The 16902-nt window shown below is 62.6% G+C and carries 20 protein-coding genes; 12 read left to right on the forward strand and 8 right to left on the reverse strand.

All coding sequences use genetic code 11. The features are described 5' to 3' along the window. Positions 1 to 591 (reverse strand): PRC-barrel domain-containing protein (locus ACUN0C_RS19360; RefSeq protein ID WP_445468053.1); only part of this gene is annotated, 591 nt, incomplete at its 3' end. A gap of 233 nt (positions 592 to 824) precedes the next feature. After that, positions 825 to 1058, reverse strand: coding sequence for a hypothetical protein (locus tag ACUN0C_RS19365; RefSeq protein WP_445468054.1), 234 nt, complete (start codon positions 1056 to 1058; stop codon positions 825 to 827). Positions 1059 to 1734: 676 nt separating this feature from the next. On the opposite strand from ACUN0C_RS19365, the gene ACUN0C_RS19370 reads away from it, so the two are divergent. The 4 genes from ACUN0C_RS19370 (at position 1735) to ACUN0C_RS19385 (ending at position 4533) form a co-directional block, all read left to right on the forward strand. Next, positions 1735 to 1947: a hypothetical protein gene (locus ACUN0C_RS19370; RefSeq protein WP_445468055.1), complete on the forward strand. Its 213-nt coding sequence runs from the start codon at positions 1735 to 1737 to the stop codon at positions 1945 to 1947. A 57-nt stretch (positions 1948 to 2004) separates the two neighbouring features. Then, positions 2005 to 2490, forward strand: a complete 486-nt coding sequence (locus ACUN0C_RS19375; protein ID WP_445468056.1) for a hypothetical protein — start codon at positions 2005 to 2007, stop codon at positions 2488 to 2490. A 39-nt stretch (positions 2491 to 2529) separates the two neighbouring features. After that, a complete protein-coding gene (locus tag ACUN0C_RS19380) occupies positions 2530 to 3216 on the forward strand; it encodes an SOS response-associated peptidase (RefSeq protein ID WP_445468057.1) in 687 nt (228 codons plus the stop codon). 180 nt (positions 3217 to 3396) lie between these two features. Beyond that, positions 3397 to 4533, forward strand: coding sequence for an NADH:flavin oxidoreductase/NADH oxidase (locus ACUN0C_RS19385; protein ID WP_445468058.1), 1137 nt, complete (start codon positions 3397 to 3399; stop codon positions 4531 to 4533). A gap of 78 nt (positions 4534 to 4611) precedes the next feature. On the opposite strand, the gene ACUN0C_RS19390 is transcribed toward ACUN0C_RS19385, so the two are convergent. From ACUN0C_RS19390 to ACUN0C_RS19410, 5 genes are all read right to left on the reverse strand, one after another. Beyond that, complete coding sequence (locus ACUN0C_RS19390) at positions 4612 to 5436, reverse strand: Bug family tripartite tricarboxylate transporter substrate binding protein (protein WP_445468059.1); 825 nt, start codon at positions 5434 to 5436, stop codon at positions 4612 to 4614. Positions 5437 to 5640: 204 nt separating this feature from the next. Then, complete coding sequence (locus tag ACUN0C_RS19395) at positions 5641 to 6324, reverse strand: nitrile hydratase subunit alpha (RefSeq protein WP_445468060.1); 684 nt, start codon at positions 6322 to 6324, stop codon at positions 5641 to 5643. Beyond that, the gene (locus ACUN0C_RS19400) at positions 6321 to 6629 is read right to left on the reverse strand and encodes an SH3-like domain-containing protein (RefSeq protein ID WP_445468061.1); all 309 of its coding nucleotides are present in this window, start codon (positions 6627 to 6629) and stop codon (positions 6321 to 6323) included. Before ACUN0C_RS19400 ends, ACUN0C_RS19395 begins: the two co-directional genes overlap by 4 nt. Further along, positions 6619 to 7014 (reverse strand): hypothetical protein, encoded by a 396-nt coding sequence (locus tag ACUN0C_RS19405; protein WP_445468062.1) that lies wholly within the window; start codon positions 7012 to 7014, stop codon positions 6619 to 6621. The genes ACUN0C_RS19400 and ACUN0C_RS19405 overlap by 11 nt, the downstream gene beginning before the upstream one ends. A gap of 2933 nt (positions 7015 to 9947) precedes the next feature. Continuing rightward, the gene (locus tag ACUN0C_RS19410; RefSeq protein WP_445468063.1) at positions 9948 to 10847 is read right to left on the reverse strand and encodes a lipid kinase; all 900 of its coding nucleotides are present in this window, start codon (positions 10845 to 10847) and stop codon (positions 9948 to 9950) included. A 477-nt stretch (positions 10848 to 11324) separates the two neighbouring features. Here ACUN0C_RS19410 and ccoN point away from each other — a divergent pair, with 477 nt between their 5' ends. The 8 genes from ccoN to ccoS are packed head-to-tail and all read left to right on the forward strand — an operon-like array spanning position 11325 to position 16550. Continuing rightward, a complete protein-coding gene (gene ccoN, locus ACUN0C_RS19415) occupies positions 11325 to 12983 on the forward strand; it encodes a cytochrome-c oxidase, cbb3-type subunit I (RefSeq protein ID WP_445468072.1) in 1659 nt (552 codons plus the stop codon). 4 nt (positions 12984 to 12987) lie between these two features. Continuing rightward, positions 12988 to 13776, forward strand: coding sequence for a cytochrome-c oxidase, cbb3-type subunit II (ccoO, locus tag ACUN0C_RS19420; protein ID WP_445468064.1), 789 nt, complete (start codon positions 12988 to 12990; stop codon positions 13774 to 13776). Positions 13777 to 13780: 4 nt separating this feature from the next. Then, the gene (locus ACUN0C_RS19425; RefSeq protein ID WP_445468065.1) at positions 13781 to 13951 is read left to right on the forward strand and encodes a cbb3-type cytochrome c oxidase subunit 3; all 171 of its coding nucleotides are present in this window, start codon (positions 13781 to 13783) and stop codon (positions 13949 to 13951) included. Then, positions 13942 to 14823: a cytochrome-c oxidase, cbb3-type subunit III gene (gene ccoP / locus ACUN0C_RS19430; RefSeq protein WP_445468066.1), complete on the forward strand. Its 882-nt coding sequence runs from the start codon at positions 13942 to 13944 to the stop codon at positions 14821 to 14823. The genes ACUN0C_RS19425 and ccoP overlap by 10 nt, the downstream gene beginning before the upstream one ends. Before the next feature lie 22 nt (positions 14824 to 14845). Beyond that, the gene (locus ACUN0C_RS19435) at positions 14846 to 15031 is read left to right on the forward strand and encodes a hypothetical protein (protein ID WP_445468067.1); all 186 of its coding nucleotides are present in this window, start codon (positions 14846 to 14848) and stop codon (positions 15029 to 15031) included. 28 nt (positions 15032 to 15059) lie between these two features. Beyond that, complete coding sequence (locus ACUN0C_RS19440; RefSeq protein ID WP_445468068.1) at positions 15060 to 15920, forward strand: DUF2189 domain-containing protein; 861 nt, start codon at positions 15060 to 15062, stop codon at positions 15918 to 15920. A 13-nt stretch (positions 15921 to 15933) separates the two neighbouring features. After that, complete coding sequence (locus ACUN0C_RS19445) at positions 15934 to 16338, forward strand: hypothetical protein (RefSeq protein WP_445468069.1); 405 nt, start codon at positions 15934 to 15936, stop codon at positions 16336 to 16338. Continuing rightward, positions 16335 to 16550: a cbb3-type cytochrome oxidase assembly protein CcoS gene (gene ccoS, locus ACUN0C_RS19450; protein WP_445468070.1), complete on the forward strand. Its 216-nt coding sequence runs from the start codon at positions 16335 to 16337 to the stop codon at positions 16548 to 16550. Before ACUN0C_RS19445 ends, ccoS begins: the two co-directional genes overlap by 4 nt. A 26-nt stretch (positions 16551 to 16576) precedes the next feature. Here the strand turns inward: ccoS and ACUN0C_RS19455 are convergent. Continuing rightward, on the reverse strand, positions 16577 to 16902 hold a 326-nt coding region (locus tag ACUN0C_RS19455), incomplete at its 5' end, for a hypothetical protein (protein WP_445468071.1).

Genomic DNA, 16902 nt, shown 5'->3' on the forward strand with positions numbered 1-16902 from the left:
AGGGACGGCTTTCACCTGCGCCTCGGTCAGCGGCAGGTAGAAGCTTTCCCGCTCCTCCGAAACCCGGAGGACAGGGATCGGCACGACAATGCTGTCCTTTCCCGGAATGAAGAACCCACCCGAAGCCACAATCGCGTAATCCCGGCGGTCCTTCGTCCCGAACACGATGTTCCTGACCTCGCCGATGATCCTGTCGTCAGAGCTTCTCACCTCGGCGCCGATGATCTCGTCCGCTCGCAAACCCGGGACCATCTCGTTGATGTTGACGAGGGGCTTGGCACCCTTGTCGTCCCGGCGACCCAGTGCTGCGCCGCCGCGTTGGACCATCGGCTCGCGCGCGGCGAACTGTTGATCGGCTTCGTCCTCGTCGTTGTCCCCCAACCCGCCGATCGAGGGGGATGTGACGAGTTCCCTGATGCTGGCAATGAGCCGGTCGCAGTCGGCATGGCGCCCGTAGGACCACAGGATGAGAGCGGAGTCCCGCAGGCTCCGAAGATCGCGCACCATTTGCCGGTTGGCGGGATCACGAAGCTCCGGCTTATGCAGAATGGCCTCTTCAAGCTTGGCATCCGAGATGTTGCACTCCGCCATAGCCGGAGCAGCCCCGACTGCTGTCAGCAGAGTGAAGGTGAGAAGAGCGGCGTGGCACTGCATGTCTGGTCCGATCCTCGGGCAACTCCGCCCGGTGCGTGAAAATGGCTGCGATTCGTCCAGGCACCTCCCGCTATCGGAACGCGCGAGTCTAGAGTCCAAGACTGCGCGACCCCGTCTCGGGTACTCGGAACGACCATGCAGAGAACCGAGGTGATCCCTGCCCTAACCGGTCACCGTATGCGCTCGGCCCGGTCTTGCTCCTCGGCAACAGCGAGGTCTGTCGGGTCTACGCGAAAAACTTGATAGGAATTGCCGCCGGTTGGCACACGGATCGACGCGGCCACGCGACGATATGCAGTGAACGAAAGCTGATCGAGCAGCTCCTCCTCCGTCTCCACCGTATACGTGCCCGGCGGGAGCACACCGTCTAGACCCTTGATGGAGAACGGCCGATGAAACGTCACGTCGCGTGTATGGGTTCGCACGGTTATTGCGGTCTGCCGGACAGCCCGACCGCTTGACCGGGCGCGCCGAACGCCGGGGGACCGATGAAGATCTCGGCCAGCGACCTGTGATGGGGACGGGACATGAATCCCATATGGTTACAAGGGATCGCGTTTGCACGACAAATTGTCGCGCGCCGTCGCGTGCCACCGGCGATCTTTGGCTTGGTCGCGCGGCGCGAGGGATTCTTATGGTCTTGCCTGTGCCCATCTCGTCCAGTTCTGCCAGCTGGGCTGTCGGAGCGCCGTGGACGGCAGGCGGGTGTCAAGCCTACGCGGAGCGGGGTGCTGCGCAGGAAATTTCCGTCATCGGCCTTCTGCAGCGCCTCCATCAGCGCCATCCTGTCGTCGGTCATCGGGTCCTCGTGGCTCAGGCTGAAGTCGGCAAACTCCACCTTAGCCGCACACCCCGAGGCCACCCCGGCCTACACCCAAAACTCCACCACCTCCGTGGACGCTAACTCCGCGCTTCGTCGCCTCTGATATCGCCCGCCATTCTCGTACGGCGGCACGTACGCTCGGCAGTAGCCATGCTCGGCAGGTGTGATGTTCGTTCGGTGCCGATCCGATTGCTGTAGCCTCTTCTACTTCGCCCCGGACTGCGGCTAAGCTGTTCCTACTCTGTGGAGAGAGGGGCATGACGGACGAACCGATTTACGTTCGGAGGCTGCGGAACCCGGATCGGTTACGTTTCGAGTACCAGGCCGGGCCGGCCGAGCCGGCCATTCTGATCGAGATCCTGGCAGAGGGGAACGGCCAGGAGCAGTTGACGCCGGAATCGGCCAGGAAGGCCGTTCAGGAGATCGCCGCCCGCTTCCATGAAGCGGCTCAGGGTGAAAGGTTCGCGTGAGGGCGGCGATCTGGGGTGCCGCCAGTGTCCTCCTGCTCCTGCCCCTGATGGCAGGCAATGCAGTTCACCACCGACTTCGATTGGTCGGTAGCAGACTTCGCTCTCGCCGGCGCGGTCCTCTTCGGCTCCGTCCCCGCCTACGAACTGACTCTGCGGCGGACCCGCAATCGGGCGTTTAGAGCCGCGACCGCTCTCGCGCTCGCGACAGCCCTCATCCTCACCTGGATGAATGGAGCCGTCGGCATCATCGGCAGCGAAGAGCTTCCCGCTAATGCGCTCTATTGGATTGTGCTGACCGTCGGCGCCGTCGGCGCCACGATTGCGCGATTTCGGCCGAGAGGCATGGCTGTGACCCTGATAGCAACGGCGCTGGCTCAGGCTCTGGTCCCCCTGGTCGCTGGAGCGGCCGGGGTGTCACTCCCAGATGGCGAAGCATTCGAGATCCTTGCCCTGACCGGGGTGTTCGTCATTCTCTGGCTCGTCTCTGCCTGGCTCTTCCAAACGGCGGCGTTCACGCCCGGAGGCGAAGCGTCGATCCGGTAGGGCTGACCCGTCTGCCCGTGTGATGTAGCCTGCCCGCCCATGTGCAACCTCGACAGCATCACCAAGGGCCAGGCGGCGATCCGGGAGTTCACGCGGGCCATGCGGGACTGCACGGGAAACCTGCCGCCGCTGCCTGGCATCTTCCCGGACTCCCTGGCGCCGATCGTCCGCCCCGGCGGCGATGGCGAGCGCGAACTCCTGATAATGCGCTGGGGCATGCCGTGTCCGCCGCAATATGGCGGAACGCCGGTGACCAACGTCCGCAACACGAAGTCCTCGCACTGGAGGCCTTGGCTAAAGCCGGAGCATCGCTGTCTCGTGCCCGCCACTTCGTTCTGCGAGTACCAGGATGCGAAGCCGCGCAAGATCCCGACCTGGTTTGCGCTCTCGCCCGACCGCCCGCTCTTTGCCTTTGCCGGTGTCTGGTGCAACTGGACCGGGACGCGGGGCACGAAGGCCAATCCGATCGAGGGCGAGCACCTCCTGTTCGGCTTCCTTACGACGGAAGCGAACGCGGACGTCGCCCCGGTTCACCCGAAGGCGATGCCGGTGATCCTCACGACGGCGGAGGAGATGGACGTCTGGATACAAGCGCCGTGGCCGGAGGCGTGCGCGTTGCAGCGGCCGCTTGACGGAGGCATGCTCGAGGTCGTTGCGCGCGGTGCGAGGCAGGACGAGGCGTCGCTCGCGGCCTGCGCAGACATCCGTGCAGGTCAAGGCTCGTAAGAGGCGGGAATGTCAGAACTATGGCCACGAACGCTATGTTGGGAGCACCAAAATGCGCTGAGACCGGAAGAGCATCAGCCAACCCGACCTGTAATCTGTTATTGGCTGGTCTGGAGGGCCGTCCCTCCGCTGCAGCGCCTTTGACATGTGCTGGCTACCGGCAGCCGTTTTGGAGAAATCATGGCGGTAAAACTCTTCGAGCCGCTGGCTCTGCGTGGGATAGCTTTACAGAATAGGATCGTCGTCGCGCCGATGACGCAATTTTCAGCGGACGAAGGGGTCGCCGGCGATTGGCATCTCATGCATCTTGGCCAGTTCGCTGTTTCCGGGGCTGCGCTCATTATGACGGAGTCCACCTACGTGGAGCCGAATGCAAGAAACAACCCGAGATCACTCGCGCTTTATACCGAGGAGCAGGCGGCGGCTCTCGGCCGCATCGCGAACTTCATACACAGCCATGGTATAGCAAGTTTCGGCGTGCAGCTCTGTCACGGTGGGCGGAAGGCATCCAGTAAGCCGCATTGGGTCGGCGGTGGGCCACTGCTAGCCGAAGAAGGCGGATACCCAGCTGTTGCGCCGTCCCCGATTCCGATCAAGGTGGGCTGGCCGACGCCGCGTGAAATGACGATGCGAGACATCGCCGAAGCTGTCGGCATGTTCGCGTCCGCAACCAGACGAGCCGTGGCTGTCGGCGCCGATCTCATCGAAATCCACGGCGCTCACGGCTATCTCATTCACCAGTTCCTGTCTCCGATCACCAATCGAAGGGGCGACCATTACGGAGGTACTCGCGAGAATCGCATGAGATTCGCGACAGAGGTCTTCGAAGCGGTGCGTGCAATCTGGCCAGCAGACAAGCCGATCGGAATTCGAGTATCAGCGACGGATTGGATCCAGGGCGGATGGACGACGGAGGATACAGTCGCATTGGCGCAGCGAATGGAAGACCTTGGCTGCGACTACATTCACGTGTCGAGTGGCGGCCTCGCGCCACAGCAGAAGATCGAAACCGGCCCGGGTTATCAGGTCGGTTTCGCAGCGGCCGTCAAGGCAGCCGTAAAGATGCCGGTCGTAGCTGTCGGTCAGATTACGAGCCCCCAGCAGGCCGAATCCATCCTTCGGACGGGTCAGGCCGACTTGATTGCCCTCGCACGAACCATGTTGTTCAATCCGCGTTGGCCATGGCTAGCTGCCCATGAACTCGGGGCGGTGGCTCATTACCCGCCACAGTATGAGCGTGCTGATCCGCGTCGGTTGGCTACGTCGGCCATTTCCAATCCTGGCAACGAGCCGGCGACGGGGGACCAGGCTGCTTAGCAGCACGCGCGGGCAATAGCCTTTCCATGCCATACGCCGCGTGAGGCGCAGGAATTTTGGATCAGCCAAAACCGACCGTCACTCGGCGCTAATCCCCTTCTCTTTAACGAACTCCGACCAATTCGTGATCTCCGCATCAAGAACTCCGGAAAACTCCGAACCTGGCGCGGGAGCAGCAGTCACCTGGATCTGATCGAGACGCGCAATCACCTGGGGGTCCTGCAATATTTTCTGTACCGCAGCCTCCAGCTTCTGCTTGACCGGCTCGGGCGTGCCGGCGGGCGCGAACATACCCCACCAAAATCGCAGGTCCATTCCCGTATCAACTCCGAGTTCTGAAAGCGTTGGCACGTCTGGCAGGGCTGGGAGACGCTGATCCGTGCTGACGGACAAAATCTTTACGGTGCCCTCCTTGGCAAGATCGACGAAATTGCCGAGTGCCGAATGCATCATTTGCACATGGCCGCCAATTACTGCGGAGGTGGCTTCGCCCCCACCCCGATAAGGTACGTGCACTGCACGAATATCGGCAGCGTCAAGCAGCGCCTCGGTGGTCATATGCGTGACGCTGCCCACACCAGAGCTGCTGTAGCTGATATCGTTTTCCTTGGAATAAGCCGCAAGCTCCTGAAGGGACTTCACCGGAATGTCTTTATTTACCACCAGCGCAATAGGTGCCACGCCAATCCTACCGATAGCGTGGAAGGCCTGCGCTGGATCCAGTGGCTCGTCAGGCCGCAAGGCTCTGTTGATTGCCACCGCGTTCTCTGCCAGGAGCAGGGTGTATCCATCAGGCGCGGCTTGAGCGATCGAGCGCCAGGCAACATAGCCATTCGCCCCTGGCCTGTTTTCAACCACGACTGGCTGGTCACCCAACGCTTCGCCCAAATCGTTGGCGATCACCCGCGCTACTCTATCGCTAGGACCGCCGGGAGAGAACGCTACTACCAGCGTGATTGGCTGGCTCGGGTAGTCGGCTGCCGCGTCGGCACCTTGCGCTGACGCGACTCCAATCATTCCCCACACCGTAGCGGCGCACACGCAAAACCTGGCAAGAATTCCCACAGCTTCCTCCGATTATCATGATTGATTGTACACTTAGGCTGATCAGCGGGTATGCCCGACAACATCAGGCGGTCGATCAAGCGGTAGCGCGGCGCCGACAACACAATCGCGCGTGACGAGGCTCGCCAGCTCCGCCTCGCTCAGGCCCTCGGTGCCAGGCGGGCGCATCGGCAGGACGACGTATCTGAGATCAGCATTGCTGTCGTGGACTATCAGCTCCACGAAGTCAGGAAACTCCAGACCAAATTCCCGTAGCACCTTGCGGGGCTCACGAACCGCTCGTGAGCGGTAAGCTTTGCTTACATACCATGCCGGCGGTTCGCCGAGCAATGAACGAGGGTAACAGGAGCACAATGTGCAGACAATGAGGTTATGGCGGTCCGGCCGATTCTCGACTGCAACCAGATTGGCCTCGGTGACCTCAATGCCAAGCTCGATAGCGGCCGTGCGTGCGTCGGCAAGCATGCGCGCCCGGTAATCCTTATCGATCCACGCCTTCGCAATCATGCGAGCCGCGTTGTGGTAAGAGCCTTTCTCGTTAAACTCGAGACGTGCTTGGATTTCAGCTGCAGTGAGCAACCCCTTTTCGATAAGAAGGCTCTTCATGGCGAGGAATAACGCTTCTGCTTCTGTGAGCATTAGATCATCATCCTCCCGCGTCGGGTGCGCCCCGGAGTGAGAATGATCATGTGAATCGTGCAGATGTGGATCAGAACTCTGGCTCATGCTGCAATCTCAATGGGCTTCAGCCAATGGGCGTAAATACCCAGTACGAGAGTATCACCGGTCGGCCCTTGGTAATCCGGCCACAATTCACGCTGAGAAAATCGAACGAGATAGAGCGGGAGCCGCTCGCCACCTAGCCGGCCATACGCCCGTTCCTCCGGATTTTCGAAGGTGCCACAGAAGCGTTCGATCTGTCCGACCTTGGAGCGCACGTAGACGGGTGTACGGACGTGTCCCGGCTTTTCCAGATCGAGGATGAGTACTTTGTCTCCGATCTGGAGCGATGACCGGTTTTCAGCCGACATGATCGCGAGTCCCGAGGCGCAGAATCGTAGCCCTTCTCCCTTCAAGCTCGCTGGCAGAGAAGATGTGCTTTTCAACGAGGAGTTGCGCTATGCAATGCGCTCGGCGCCCGTAGAATGAAGAGCTTTTATATTCCGCCTCCGGCATTTCCTCGACCTTCCGGCGGAATTCATCGGACACAAGGACGCCTTTGTCCTGGAGTGCGAAATAGGTGGCCATGAGCTGCTTTTCCCAGAAAAGCTGGTGATGATCCTCCATGGGGATCTCGCCGGCCTCAAAGCCGCCAATGTCTGTGACGAGTCTCTCCGCCATCCGCTCCGCCCCGCCTCTGGACCAGTGCAAGAAACCAACAAACGCTTGGCCATGCAAGACGCGCAAACCGGTCATGCTTCCGCAGTGCGGGCGAACTGGGGCCACTTCGAACTCGGCCGCACAGATTGTCACTGTCGGTCCCCGTTTGCGTCGGCGAGCAGAGATTGCATTCCGCGGCTGGGCAGGCCTCGTCGAGGCGATCTATCACGGCCCCGAACCTGACCGGACGGTTGCCCCGTTCGCCGCCGCCGATCGCGAGGGAGCGGCGGAGGACGTCGCACTTACGCCTCACAAAGAACAGCGCCTGACGCCGGAAACGGTGCGTTTCCTTCCTTGAACTACGGCGGCTTCGGCCGCCTTTCTTTTTGGCCATTGCACTTGAACGTGGGTGGGCTCTCGAATCGTCCGCACTCTGCCGGCGGTGCCGCCCAGGCTCGCGGCCCGGGCCCGGCGAGCGGCCGCTGATAATCCGCGCGCCTCGCTGTTACGTGATCCGCAACGCGAGCACCTGAACCGGCCGGCGAGGGCCAGGACAAAGGTGTTCGGGTCGAGCCCCAAGCCCCCCGCATCGATCGCGCTGAATTTTCCGCAGCGGATGCAGTGGATGCCGAGCGGGATGCCGCCCTCGATCAGGTCGCGGAGCCGGACGGCGCTCGGGTGGCGGGCGGGATCGAAGGACATGGCAAATCCCTGGTTGGCTGAAGATCGTCCGTGCTCGCAGCAGGTGGAAGCCACGCCAGGCCGCCCCCGTTCATCCGCGGTGCGCTTGCAAAATATAGAAGGCGCAGGCAAACACATTCGCCGCCCGCACTCGAACATGCAACAGCCAAGAGCGTCGGAGGCGGACAGTGAGCAGATAGCTGGGTCAGTGCCCCATCCGGTCCCGATAGGCGCCCGGTGGCGGCGGCGGAGGCTTCAGCAGGTCTCCCCAAGCCGAGCCGCGCCCCGGGTTCTCCGCGTCGAGCCGCGCCGCCTCCTTCTTGCCGGGCGGGCGTGGCTTCGGCTCCGGGGTCGCCTCCACCCACCCGAAAGTGCTTGCGCCGGATCGATGCCGAGAACCTGCGCGATCTTTTTCTGCTGGAAGGACCAGCCGGCCAGCACATCGACGACGCGGCCGTCCTTCTCCGAGGGCTGGTAGGCAGGGCGGCCGCCGGCTGGTATGGGCAATCTCCTAGCCTAAGCGTATTTTTTTACAGACGAGGAATTCTCTGCGTGGGGCGGCACCGGGCCGTCCGATCAGCAAGTCTACAGTTTCTGATTCCCCGCCCTGGTCGCCTTGCATTATGCTGACTCCGCCTATATCACTCATTTTGTACTGTGTCTAATCTAGAGTAACGGCTCTGAAATGACAACAGTACGAACGTGCGCACATCTACGATGTTCTACCACGGTAGAAGAAAGATTTGAGATCGCCTAGATGGATTGCCCCGTTGTTCGGATGATCCAGGGTGCTCGGTGCGCCAGCGCCACGTCCTGCCGACCATTTCGGGGCCATCGTTCCGCGAAGCTCAACGAGGGCGTCGCCGCCTCAGCGCATTGCTGTCACCGCATCACCCTTTGGCGCGGGTCTGGGCATGGGAAGCCGCGGTCCCGAGGAGGCTTCGGCGTGGACACTCGGCCGGATCTCCGCCGGGGCGGACCGGGGGATAGGGGGCGCAGAGAGCGAGCCGGTAACGATCGGCGCGACCGGGTCTACTGCTGCACCTGAATTCTCTGCCGAGCCTGGCGACGCCGCCGTTTCGATCGCGTGAGATGGCGTCAGAGCGGGTGGCTCGCCTAGGCCGGCTAGATCGTGTTCCTCGGGCAGATGAACAGCCACGGTGCGCACCGGCCTCGGCTCGGGCATGGACGCTTCATCGAGTGCGAGCTCATGCGGCGCCTCAACCTCCTCCTGAACCAGGCCAGTGGGCGTCGGGAGCATGCTGCCATCCGGCTTCACGACGAAGGTCGGAACGGTCCGTTCTACTACCTCCGCGTAGCCGGTCGGAGCAGTTGGTGCGGCGGCAACGGACTTCTCGACCGCTCCAGCCGGCGCAGACATGCGAGTTTGTACCTGCGGCGCAGTGCCAGGCCGATCCTGACCCGGATCCGGCGATGATGGCGACGTGCTCGCCACCGCCTTGCTCTCCGAGGGAGCATGCGGCACTGACCGGATGATCGCACTGTCTGCGTAATAAATGAGCGCTACGGACCCGACCGCGGCCGCGGCGAGGAAGGCCACTCCAGCGGCCATCAGACGAGACCTCCGTTGCGTGCGGACCGACGTCCACGAGGTAGCCATTCGGTCCTTCACGCCGGCTGACACGCCGCCCGCAAGTTTGCGGAGCTGTGCCGCGAGGGCTCCGCCTGGAACTGCCCATGCACGACGCCGCTGCTCCGGCAGTAGCAGAGCGTTCTCCACCTCCCGAGCGAGCCGGGCATCGAGCTCCGTCTGCAGGATAACTGGACTGGAAGACGGCGGGGCTCTGGTTCCGGCCGGGCCGGCAGGTCGAGCAGGGTCTTCGCTGACGACACGAACCAGATCGGTGAGCAGATCGTCGTCAAATTCCGGTGGCAGGACGCGGGACCGCGACCCGCCATCAGCCTGTTGCACAGCGAGCATCAGATCATGCCTCCCGTTCAGGGTCATGGTTCTTCTGATGAGTCGAGCCCTGAGCTGTCCAGTCTGTTCGTCTACTTCTGTGACGGCAATGCGGCGGCGATCGATTGGTGGGGAAAACAGCAAGAAAGCGTACGGAGCGCTGCTCGTGCACATCTTCACTCAGCTGCCGCCCCCTCGCCTGCGGAGGTTCGGGTCGTCCGAGCCGTACCCGCATGTCCCAGCTGTCCCACAGGGGCCTGGCAGCCCGCTCGCAGTCATCTTGAGGGACCGCGGAATTGCGGCTTTTCCAACTGATCGATGCTGTCCCACTGTCCCACACCCTTGTGCATGGGACAGCGGGACAGCGGGACCAGGTGGGGCCTTGAGCGGGTCCCGGTCGAGCCATTGATCGAGAAGAGCAAACGGATCAGTCGGGCGTGAAGATCTCGATCGCGTGCGGCAGGATGCGGAACTCCGCGGGGGTGGTCGTGACCAGCTCGCCGTCGGCATTGATGTCGTGCGGGCGCCGGGTCGTCAGCTTGAGCGCGGTTGTCCCAAATGCACGCACATGCTTCCACTGGCCCTGCGTGCCCCGGCGGAGGGACGGAGCAAGGGCGATCAGGTGCCACCAATGCGGCACTTCGAGGCTGTAGACATCGAGCTTCCCGTCGTCGGGGCGCGCATTCGCCTCCACCGTCATTCCGCCGCCATAGAAGCGGCCGTTGCCGACCGAGAGCTGGATCGTGCGGACTTCCTCGAGCTTGCCGTCATGGTCGATGTGCAGCGTGAACGGCCGGCTCTGCGACAGGATCCGGAGCGCGGCCGCGCCATAGCCGAAGATACCCCAGCGACGCTTGGCCTCCGCGGTCAGGCCGCGGGCGAGATCCGCGCTGAAGCCGACGCTCGCCACGTTGAAGAAGGGATGACCGTTCACTTCACCGAGGTCGAGACGGCGTGTGCGGCCGGCGACGATCACCTTCGCGGCAGCGGAAGGATCCGACGGAATGCCGAGCGTGCGGGCGAGGTCGTTTGCGGTTCCGAGCGGCAGGATCCCGAGCGGTAGGCCCCGCTCTATCAAGGCCGGCGCGATCGTGTTCAGAGTGCCGTCGCCACCGCCCACGACAACCAGATCAATGTCGGGCGCCATCTGGACCTGGTCGGCCATGCTGGCGCTGTCGCCCTCCGGCTCGATCAGCTCGAAGCCGTGCTGGCGGAGCACGAGGCGAGCGCCATCGATCGAAGCCGCACCACGGCGGGCTCGGCGGTTCAGGAGGAGGAGCGCGCGGCGGGGCTGCGCCCGCGGCTCCCGGTCAGGATCGGCGTACATGCTGCAGCCATATGGGCGCGGCGGGTCCGATCTGCGACTACGGCTCGACTTTCATCGTCGAACGGCTCTTGGGCAGACCGCGCCTGCAGCGGCGCGGTCCCGAAGTGGCACTTCTCAACGCCATCGAGCTGGTCAACGAGCTCGATGACGTAGCAGCCTGCCTTCGAAAGGGCCGCCGCCCACGCCTCACTGCGAGCTTCGTCGTCACCGCGCATGAGAACTGGTGCTTCAGACGCACGCGTGTAGCCGTCAAACGACGTTTCGCAGAACCGACCGGCTCTCCGTTGCCGTCATTGGATGACATGCCAAACTCCGTCCGCGCCGCGAGCTGAGGCGACATCATGACCCGGCCAATTCTGACCGGGCGCGCTGGCCTGGTCCGAACTCGGGGCCCTATAAGGCTGACGCGGAGGGTGGTCGAGCACAGCCTCTCCGCTCCGCCCGACAGCGGCAGCAGAGCTCATTGGAGACCGCATGATGGTTTCGCAACTGACCAAGGCCGAACGGGAGCTCGGGATGTTGATCTCGGCAGCCTTAGGGCTGTGCGGACTCGTTCTGGCCATCGCTGGTCGAGAGGACACCATCGGAATTCATGGTGCGTTCATACTGCTTGCAAGTGCGGCCCTGATTGCATTCCTGGTGTACCGGCACGACGCCCCAGAGCCGGATGTCAACTACCGCCCGTTCGAGTACTACGACGATCCGATCAAGGTCGGAATCGCGCTGGCGCTGGCCTGGGCGGTCATCGGGATGTCGGTTGGCGTCTGGGTAGCCGCGGAAATGGCGTGGCCGGCCCTCAATTTCGATACAGCTTGGATGAGTTTCGGCAGGTTGCGGCCGGCGCACACGACTGGCGTCATATTCGGATTCGGCGGCAATGCCTTGATTGCCACCTCGTTTCACGTGGTGCAGCGAACCTCGCGCGCCCGCTTGGCGGGGCAGGTCAGCCCATGGTTCGTGCTGCTCGGTTACAACCTGTTCTGCGTGCTCGCCGTCAGCGGCTACTTGATGGGGGTGACCCAGTCAAAGGAGTATGCGGAGGCCGGATGGTATGCCGATCTGTGGCTGGTCGTCGTCTGGATAACGTATTTCGTTCTTTTCCTCAGAACCCTAGCGCGACGAAAAGAGCCGCACATCTACGTTGCGAATTGGTACTACATGGCGTTCATCGTGGTCGTGGCGATCCTTCACATCGTCAACAACATCGCGGTACCGGTTTCATTAGGCCACTCCTGGAGCTATCCGGTCTGGTCCGGGGTTCAGGATGCGATGGTGCAGTGGTGGTACGGCCACAACGCCGTCGCCTTCTTTCTGACGGCCGGGTTCCTTGGGATGATGTACTATTACCTTCCAAAACGGGCGGAACGGCCGATCTTCTCCTATCGCCTCTCTATCCTTAGCTTTTGGGGCATCACCTTCTTCTACATGTGGGCCGGCTCGCACCACCTGCACTACACCGCACTCCCTCACTGGGTCCAGACGCTCGGAATGACGTTCTCCGTGATGCTGCTGGTGCCGTCGTGGGCGTCCGCCGGGAACGCGCTGATGACGCTGAATGGCGCCTGGCACAAGGTCCGCGATGATGCCACCCTGCGGTTCATGTTCGTGGCTGCGGTGTTCTACGGCTTGTCGACCTTCGAAGGGTCCTTCATGGCGGTGCGGGCGGTCAACTCGCTCTCGCACTACACGGACTGGACGGTCGGCCATGTCCATGCGGGTGCACTCGGGTGGGTCGCACTGATCACCTTCGGTTCGATTTACAGCCTCGTCCCCTCCTTGTGGAAACGGCAGGCCATGTACTCGGCCACCCTCGTCGAGGTGCACTTCTGGTTGGCGCTTGCAGGCACGCTCGTCTACGTCTTCGCCATGTGGAACTCTGGGATCGTCCAGGGCCTCATGTGGCGCACCTATACGGAGAGCAACACCCTCGCCTATTCATTCGTCGACTCGCTGGTGGCCATGTACCCCTACTATATCTGGCGCGCCTTCGGCGGCCTCCTGTTCCTTCTGGGCGCTCTGGTCGGCTGCTACAATGTGTGGATGACGGTGAGGGTCGCGCCGGTGGCCGTCGACGAGCGGCGGCAGGACCTGCCGGAAGCCGGATTGGCTGTCGGCGCGGCCAGCCCGGCGGAGTGAGCCGATGGCTGAGCTCTTTCACCGGAAGATCGAGCGGACTGCGATCGGCTTCGTGATCGCGATCATCGCGGCGGCAAGCGTCGGCGGTATTGTCGAGATCGCGCCGCTTTTCACGATCGACGAGACGGTGGAGGACGCACCGGACTTGCGGCTCTACACGCCGTTGGAGCTCGCCGGCCGCAACATCTACATGCGAGAGGGGTGCTACGCCTGCCATTCCCAGATGGTCCGCACGCTACGCGATGAGGTGGAGCGCTATGGCCCGTATTCGCTCGCCGTCGAATCCCGGTACGATCACCCGATGCTGTGGGGCTCGAAGCGGACCGGTCCGGATCTTGCCCGCATTGGCGGAAAATACTCCGATCTCTGGCACGTGGCGCATCTCACCGACCCACGAAGCGTCGTCCCACAGTCGAACATGCCGAGCTATCGGTGGCTCGCGCGCAATGGGCTCCGCACCGACGATCTCGCGCTACACCTGGAGGCACAACGAAGGGTTGGCGTGCCGTACACCGACGAAATGGTGGCATATGCACAGCTCGACGCGATCGGTCAGGCCGATCCAGACAGTGCCTATGCCGCTGGCGTGCTGGAGCGCTACGGGGATGCAACCCAGCTGAGTGCCTTCGACGGCGTGGAGTCCCAACTCACCGAGATGGACGCGCTTGTCGCGTATCTGCAGGTGCTGGGGCGCATGACCTCCGCCCCCTACGAGCAAACCGCGGCACCGGAGGAATTCCCTGATCCGAACGATCAGTCCGAACCCGATCCTGCAGGGGATTCCGGAGGCTGAGGCGATGCCATTCGACCACGATACCGTTGTCGGATTTTCCAAGAGTTGGGGGCTCTTCTATCTCATCGCCCTCGCGATCGGGGTTCTGGTCTACACGTTCTGGCCTTCCAACAGAGAGCGCTTCAATCGGGCGAAGAAGGACATTCTCGACAAGGACGACAGGCCATGGACCTAGGCGAGCGGGACCCGATCAGCGGGCACCAGACGACGGGCCACGAGTGGAACGGCATCAAGGAGCTCGATACGCCGGTGCCCCGGGGCATCCTGATCTTCCTGGTCGTGACGCACATCTTTGCCGTGATCTGGTGGTTCCTGATGCCCACCTGGCCGCTCGTGACGACCTATACGAAAGGCCTGCTTGGGGTCGATCAGCGGGAGATCGTGGAAGATGACTTGCGCAAGGCTGCGGCCGAACGTGCACCCTGGATGAAGGGGATCGAGACTGCTTCATTCGAGGAGATTCAGGCGAACGAAAACCTCATGGCAGCCGTTCGACAGACTGGCCCCCAGCTTTTCGGGGACAATTGCGCCGCATGCCACGGTGCAGCCGGCACCGGGCAGGCGGGCTATCCCGACTTGACCGACGATGACTGGCTCTGGGGCGGAGACCCGGAGTTCATCGCGGAAACCCTGCGGGTCGGCATCAACTCTCCGCATCAGGAAACGCGCGTGGCTCAGATGCCCGCGTTCGGGCGCGACGAAATGCTAAGCCGGTCGGAGGTCCGCAATGTCGCCGCTTATGTTTATTCGCTGAGCAATCCATCCGTTTTGACATCGGAGAACGTGGACACGATCGCGGCTGGTCGCGAAGTCTTCGTGGCCAGCTGCGCCGCCTGCCACGGCGACGATGCGAAGGGCATGACGGAGGTCGGAGCGCCAAATCTGACAGATACGCGCTGGATCTACGGCGGCAGCATGGACGCGATCATCACCTCGGTACATGGCGGGCGCCAGGGCCACATGCCGACCTGGGATGAGCGGCTTACTCCCGCGGAGATCAAGATCCTCGCGCTGTACGTTCATTCGCTGAACGTCGGGAAGCCCTGACGCTGTACGGACGGATCTGCTCATGAGAACCTGGACGAAGGCGAGATGGGCGGTGGCGCTCGCGGCTTCGGCCGGCGTCCTCGCCTTCGCAGCCGCCAACGCGCATCTCGTATATGTGGCGGTCAAGTCGCAGCCGGATTGCGTTTCGCACCTGAAGCAGGCGGGGGAAAGGCCAGGCCAGTTCCGCGCGGCAAGATCCGCCTGCTGATCGAACACGGAGAGTCTGGGGAAGTGCGATGATCGAGGCCGAGGACAATTACGGTCTCCTCACGGAGACCTCCGGGATCGAGGAAACCCGAAATCCCGAAAAGCAGCGCCACCTCCCGCCCTCTGCTGCGTTGGATTGGCTGCGCGCCGGGTGGCGCGACTTGAAGACTCAGGCCGGCGTCAGCATCGCCTATGGGTTGGCCGTTTACGTCGTTTCGCTCCTTGTAGTGGTCGGAATGTTCGCCGTGGGTTGGGATCACATCCTGTTCCCCGCGATCGCCGGGTTCATGATTGTCGGACCAGTGGTCGCCATTGGGCTCTACGAAAAGAGCCGCGCCCTCGAAGTCGGCCGGCCGGTAAGCCTGAAGACCATGCTCGGCGTGCGGGCCCACTCCGGGGCGCAAATCTTCTTCGTCGGCGTGCTTCTGTGTCTGCTCATGCTCCTATGGATGCGCTCGGCGGTGATCATCTATGCGTTGTTCTTCGGGTATCGACCCTTTCCCGGCCTCGAGAGCATTGCTCCGATGCTATTTGGAACCACTGTCGGCTGGTCGATGATGGTCACAGGGGTGGTTATCGGCGGTCTCTTCGCTGCCTTCTCGTTTGCGATCAGCGCGTTTTCGATCCCCATGCTGCTGAACGAGCGGACAGACGCCATGACCGCGATGAGCACCAGCATGTCGCTCGTATGGAATAACCTGCCTGTGATGATCGCCTGGGGCGGCCTTGCCCTCGGGCTTTTCCTGGCTTCCCTTTTGACGGGGCTGGTTGGCCTCATCATCATTTTTCCGCTGCTCGGCCACACGGCGTGGCATGCGTACAAGGCGATCCGCAGACCGGAGTTCATCGACAGCTCAGACTTCACTGAAACGAGATCCGCGCGAGTTTAGGCAGAGCCGAATCATGGAGTTCCGCAATCCGGCCAATGGCGCGGAGCTGATCCTCGTCGGCAATCCGCACCATGCACCGCCGGTGCGGCCGCCGGTCGAGGGTCCGATGCAGCTTCGGGATCTCGCGTTTCCAGATAGCGGCTCCATCTTCGGCAGCCGATCACAGCAAAGCAGCATTGATTCCGATGCCCGGATCGTCTTGTGCCCGTCTGAACCGCTCAATGACCCCCGCCATTTCGTCGATACAGAGTCGTTTCGCCACCCGATCCAAAGTGGAAAGGGAAGCGCTCGGCTCCGCCACCGGACCTTGGTGGGGGCTTCAAGCCCGGGACATTGCGGTCCAAACGGAACGACACCTTTTGGCTTCGCCGCAATGACACCCCTGCCCTCGTCGCCCACGATGCGGCCGGAAACGTGAGCGCACTTGGCTATCTCATTCCCATTTCGATTGCGCTCGGGCTTGTGGCACTCGGAGCTTTCTTCTGGTCGCTCAGGACTGGCCAGTACGAGGACCTCGACGGCGCCGCAGAACGCATTCTCCTCAACGAGGACGTCCCAATCCCGCCCTCCGCCCGGCAACCTGCTTCCACTGGGGCGGATCACGGAGCGCCACTGCGCCGGCGCGAGTGATGGTGAGATAAGGGATCTGGTTGCGCTCAGAACAGCCGAGCGGCAAGGGCAAACAGGGTGAGGCCGAGCGAAACCATGCTGGGGATGATGACCGCAGCGCCCAGCACCAATGCCAGGATAGAGGCAAGGTCCGTGGGCAATTCGATCCGGTTGAACATGCAGGAGAAATAATGCGGAAGCTGCGAGCTCGCAAGTCGCGCATGTCGCTCCTGCCGGTGGTCGCGCAGTGTCAATCGGCGCCCAAAGTTGACCCCCGATCGGCGTCCAATTTTGACCCCCTTCCGCGGTGCGAGAGACGGGCCTGACGCGCCGGAGCTTCCCAACCGGCGCAGGCGGTCAGGGCCGTCTCGGG

The sequence above is a fragment of the Faunimonas sp. B44 genome, assembly GCF_052655945.1.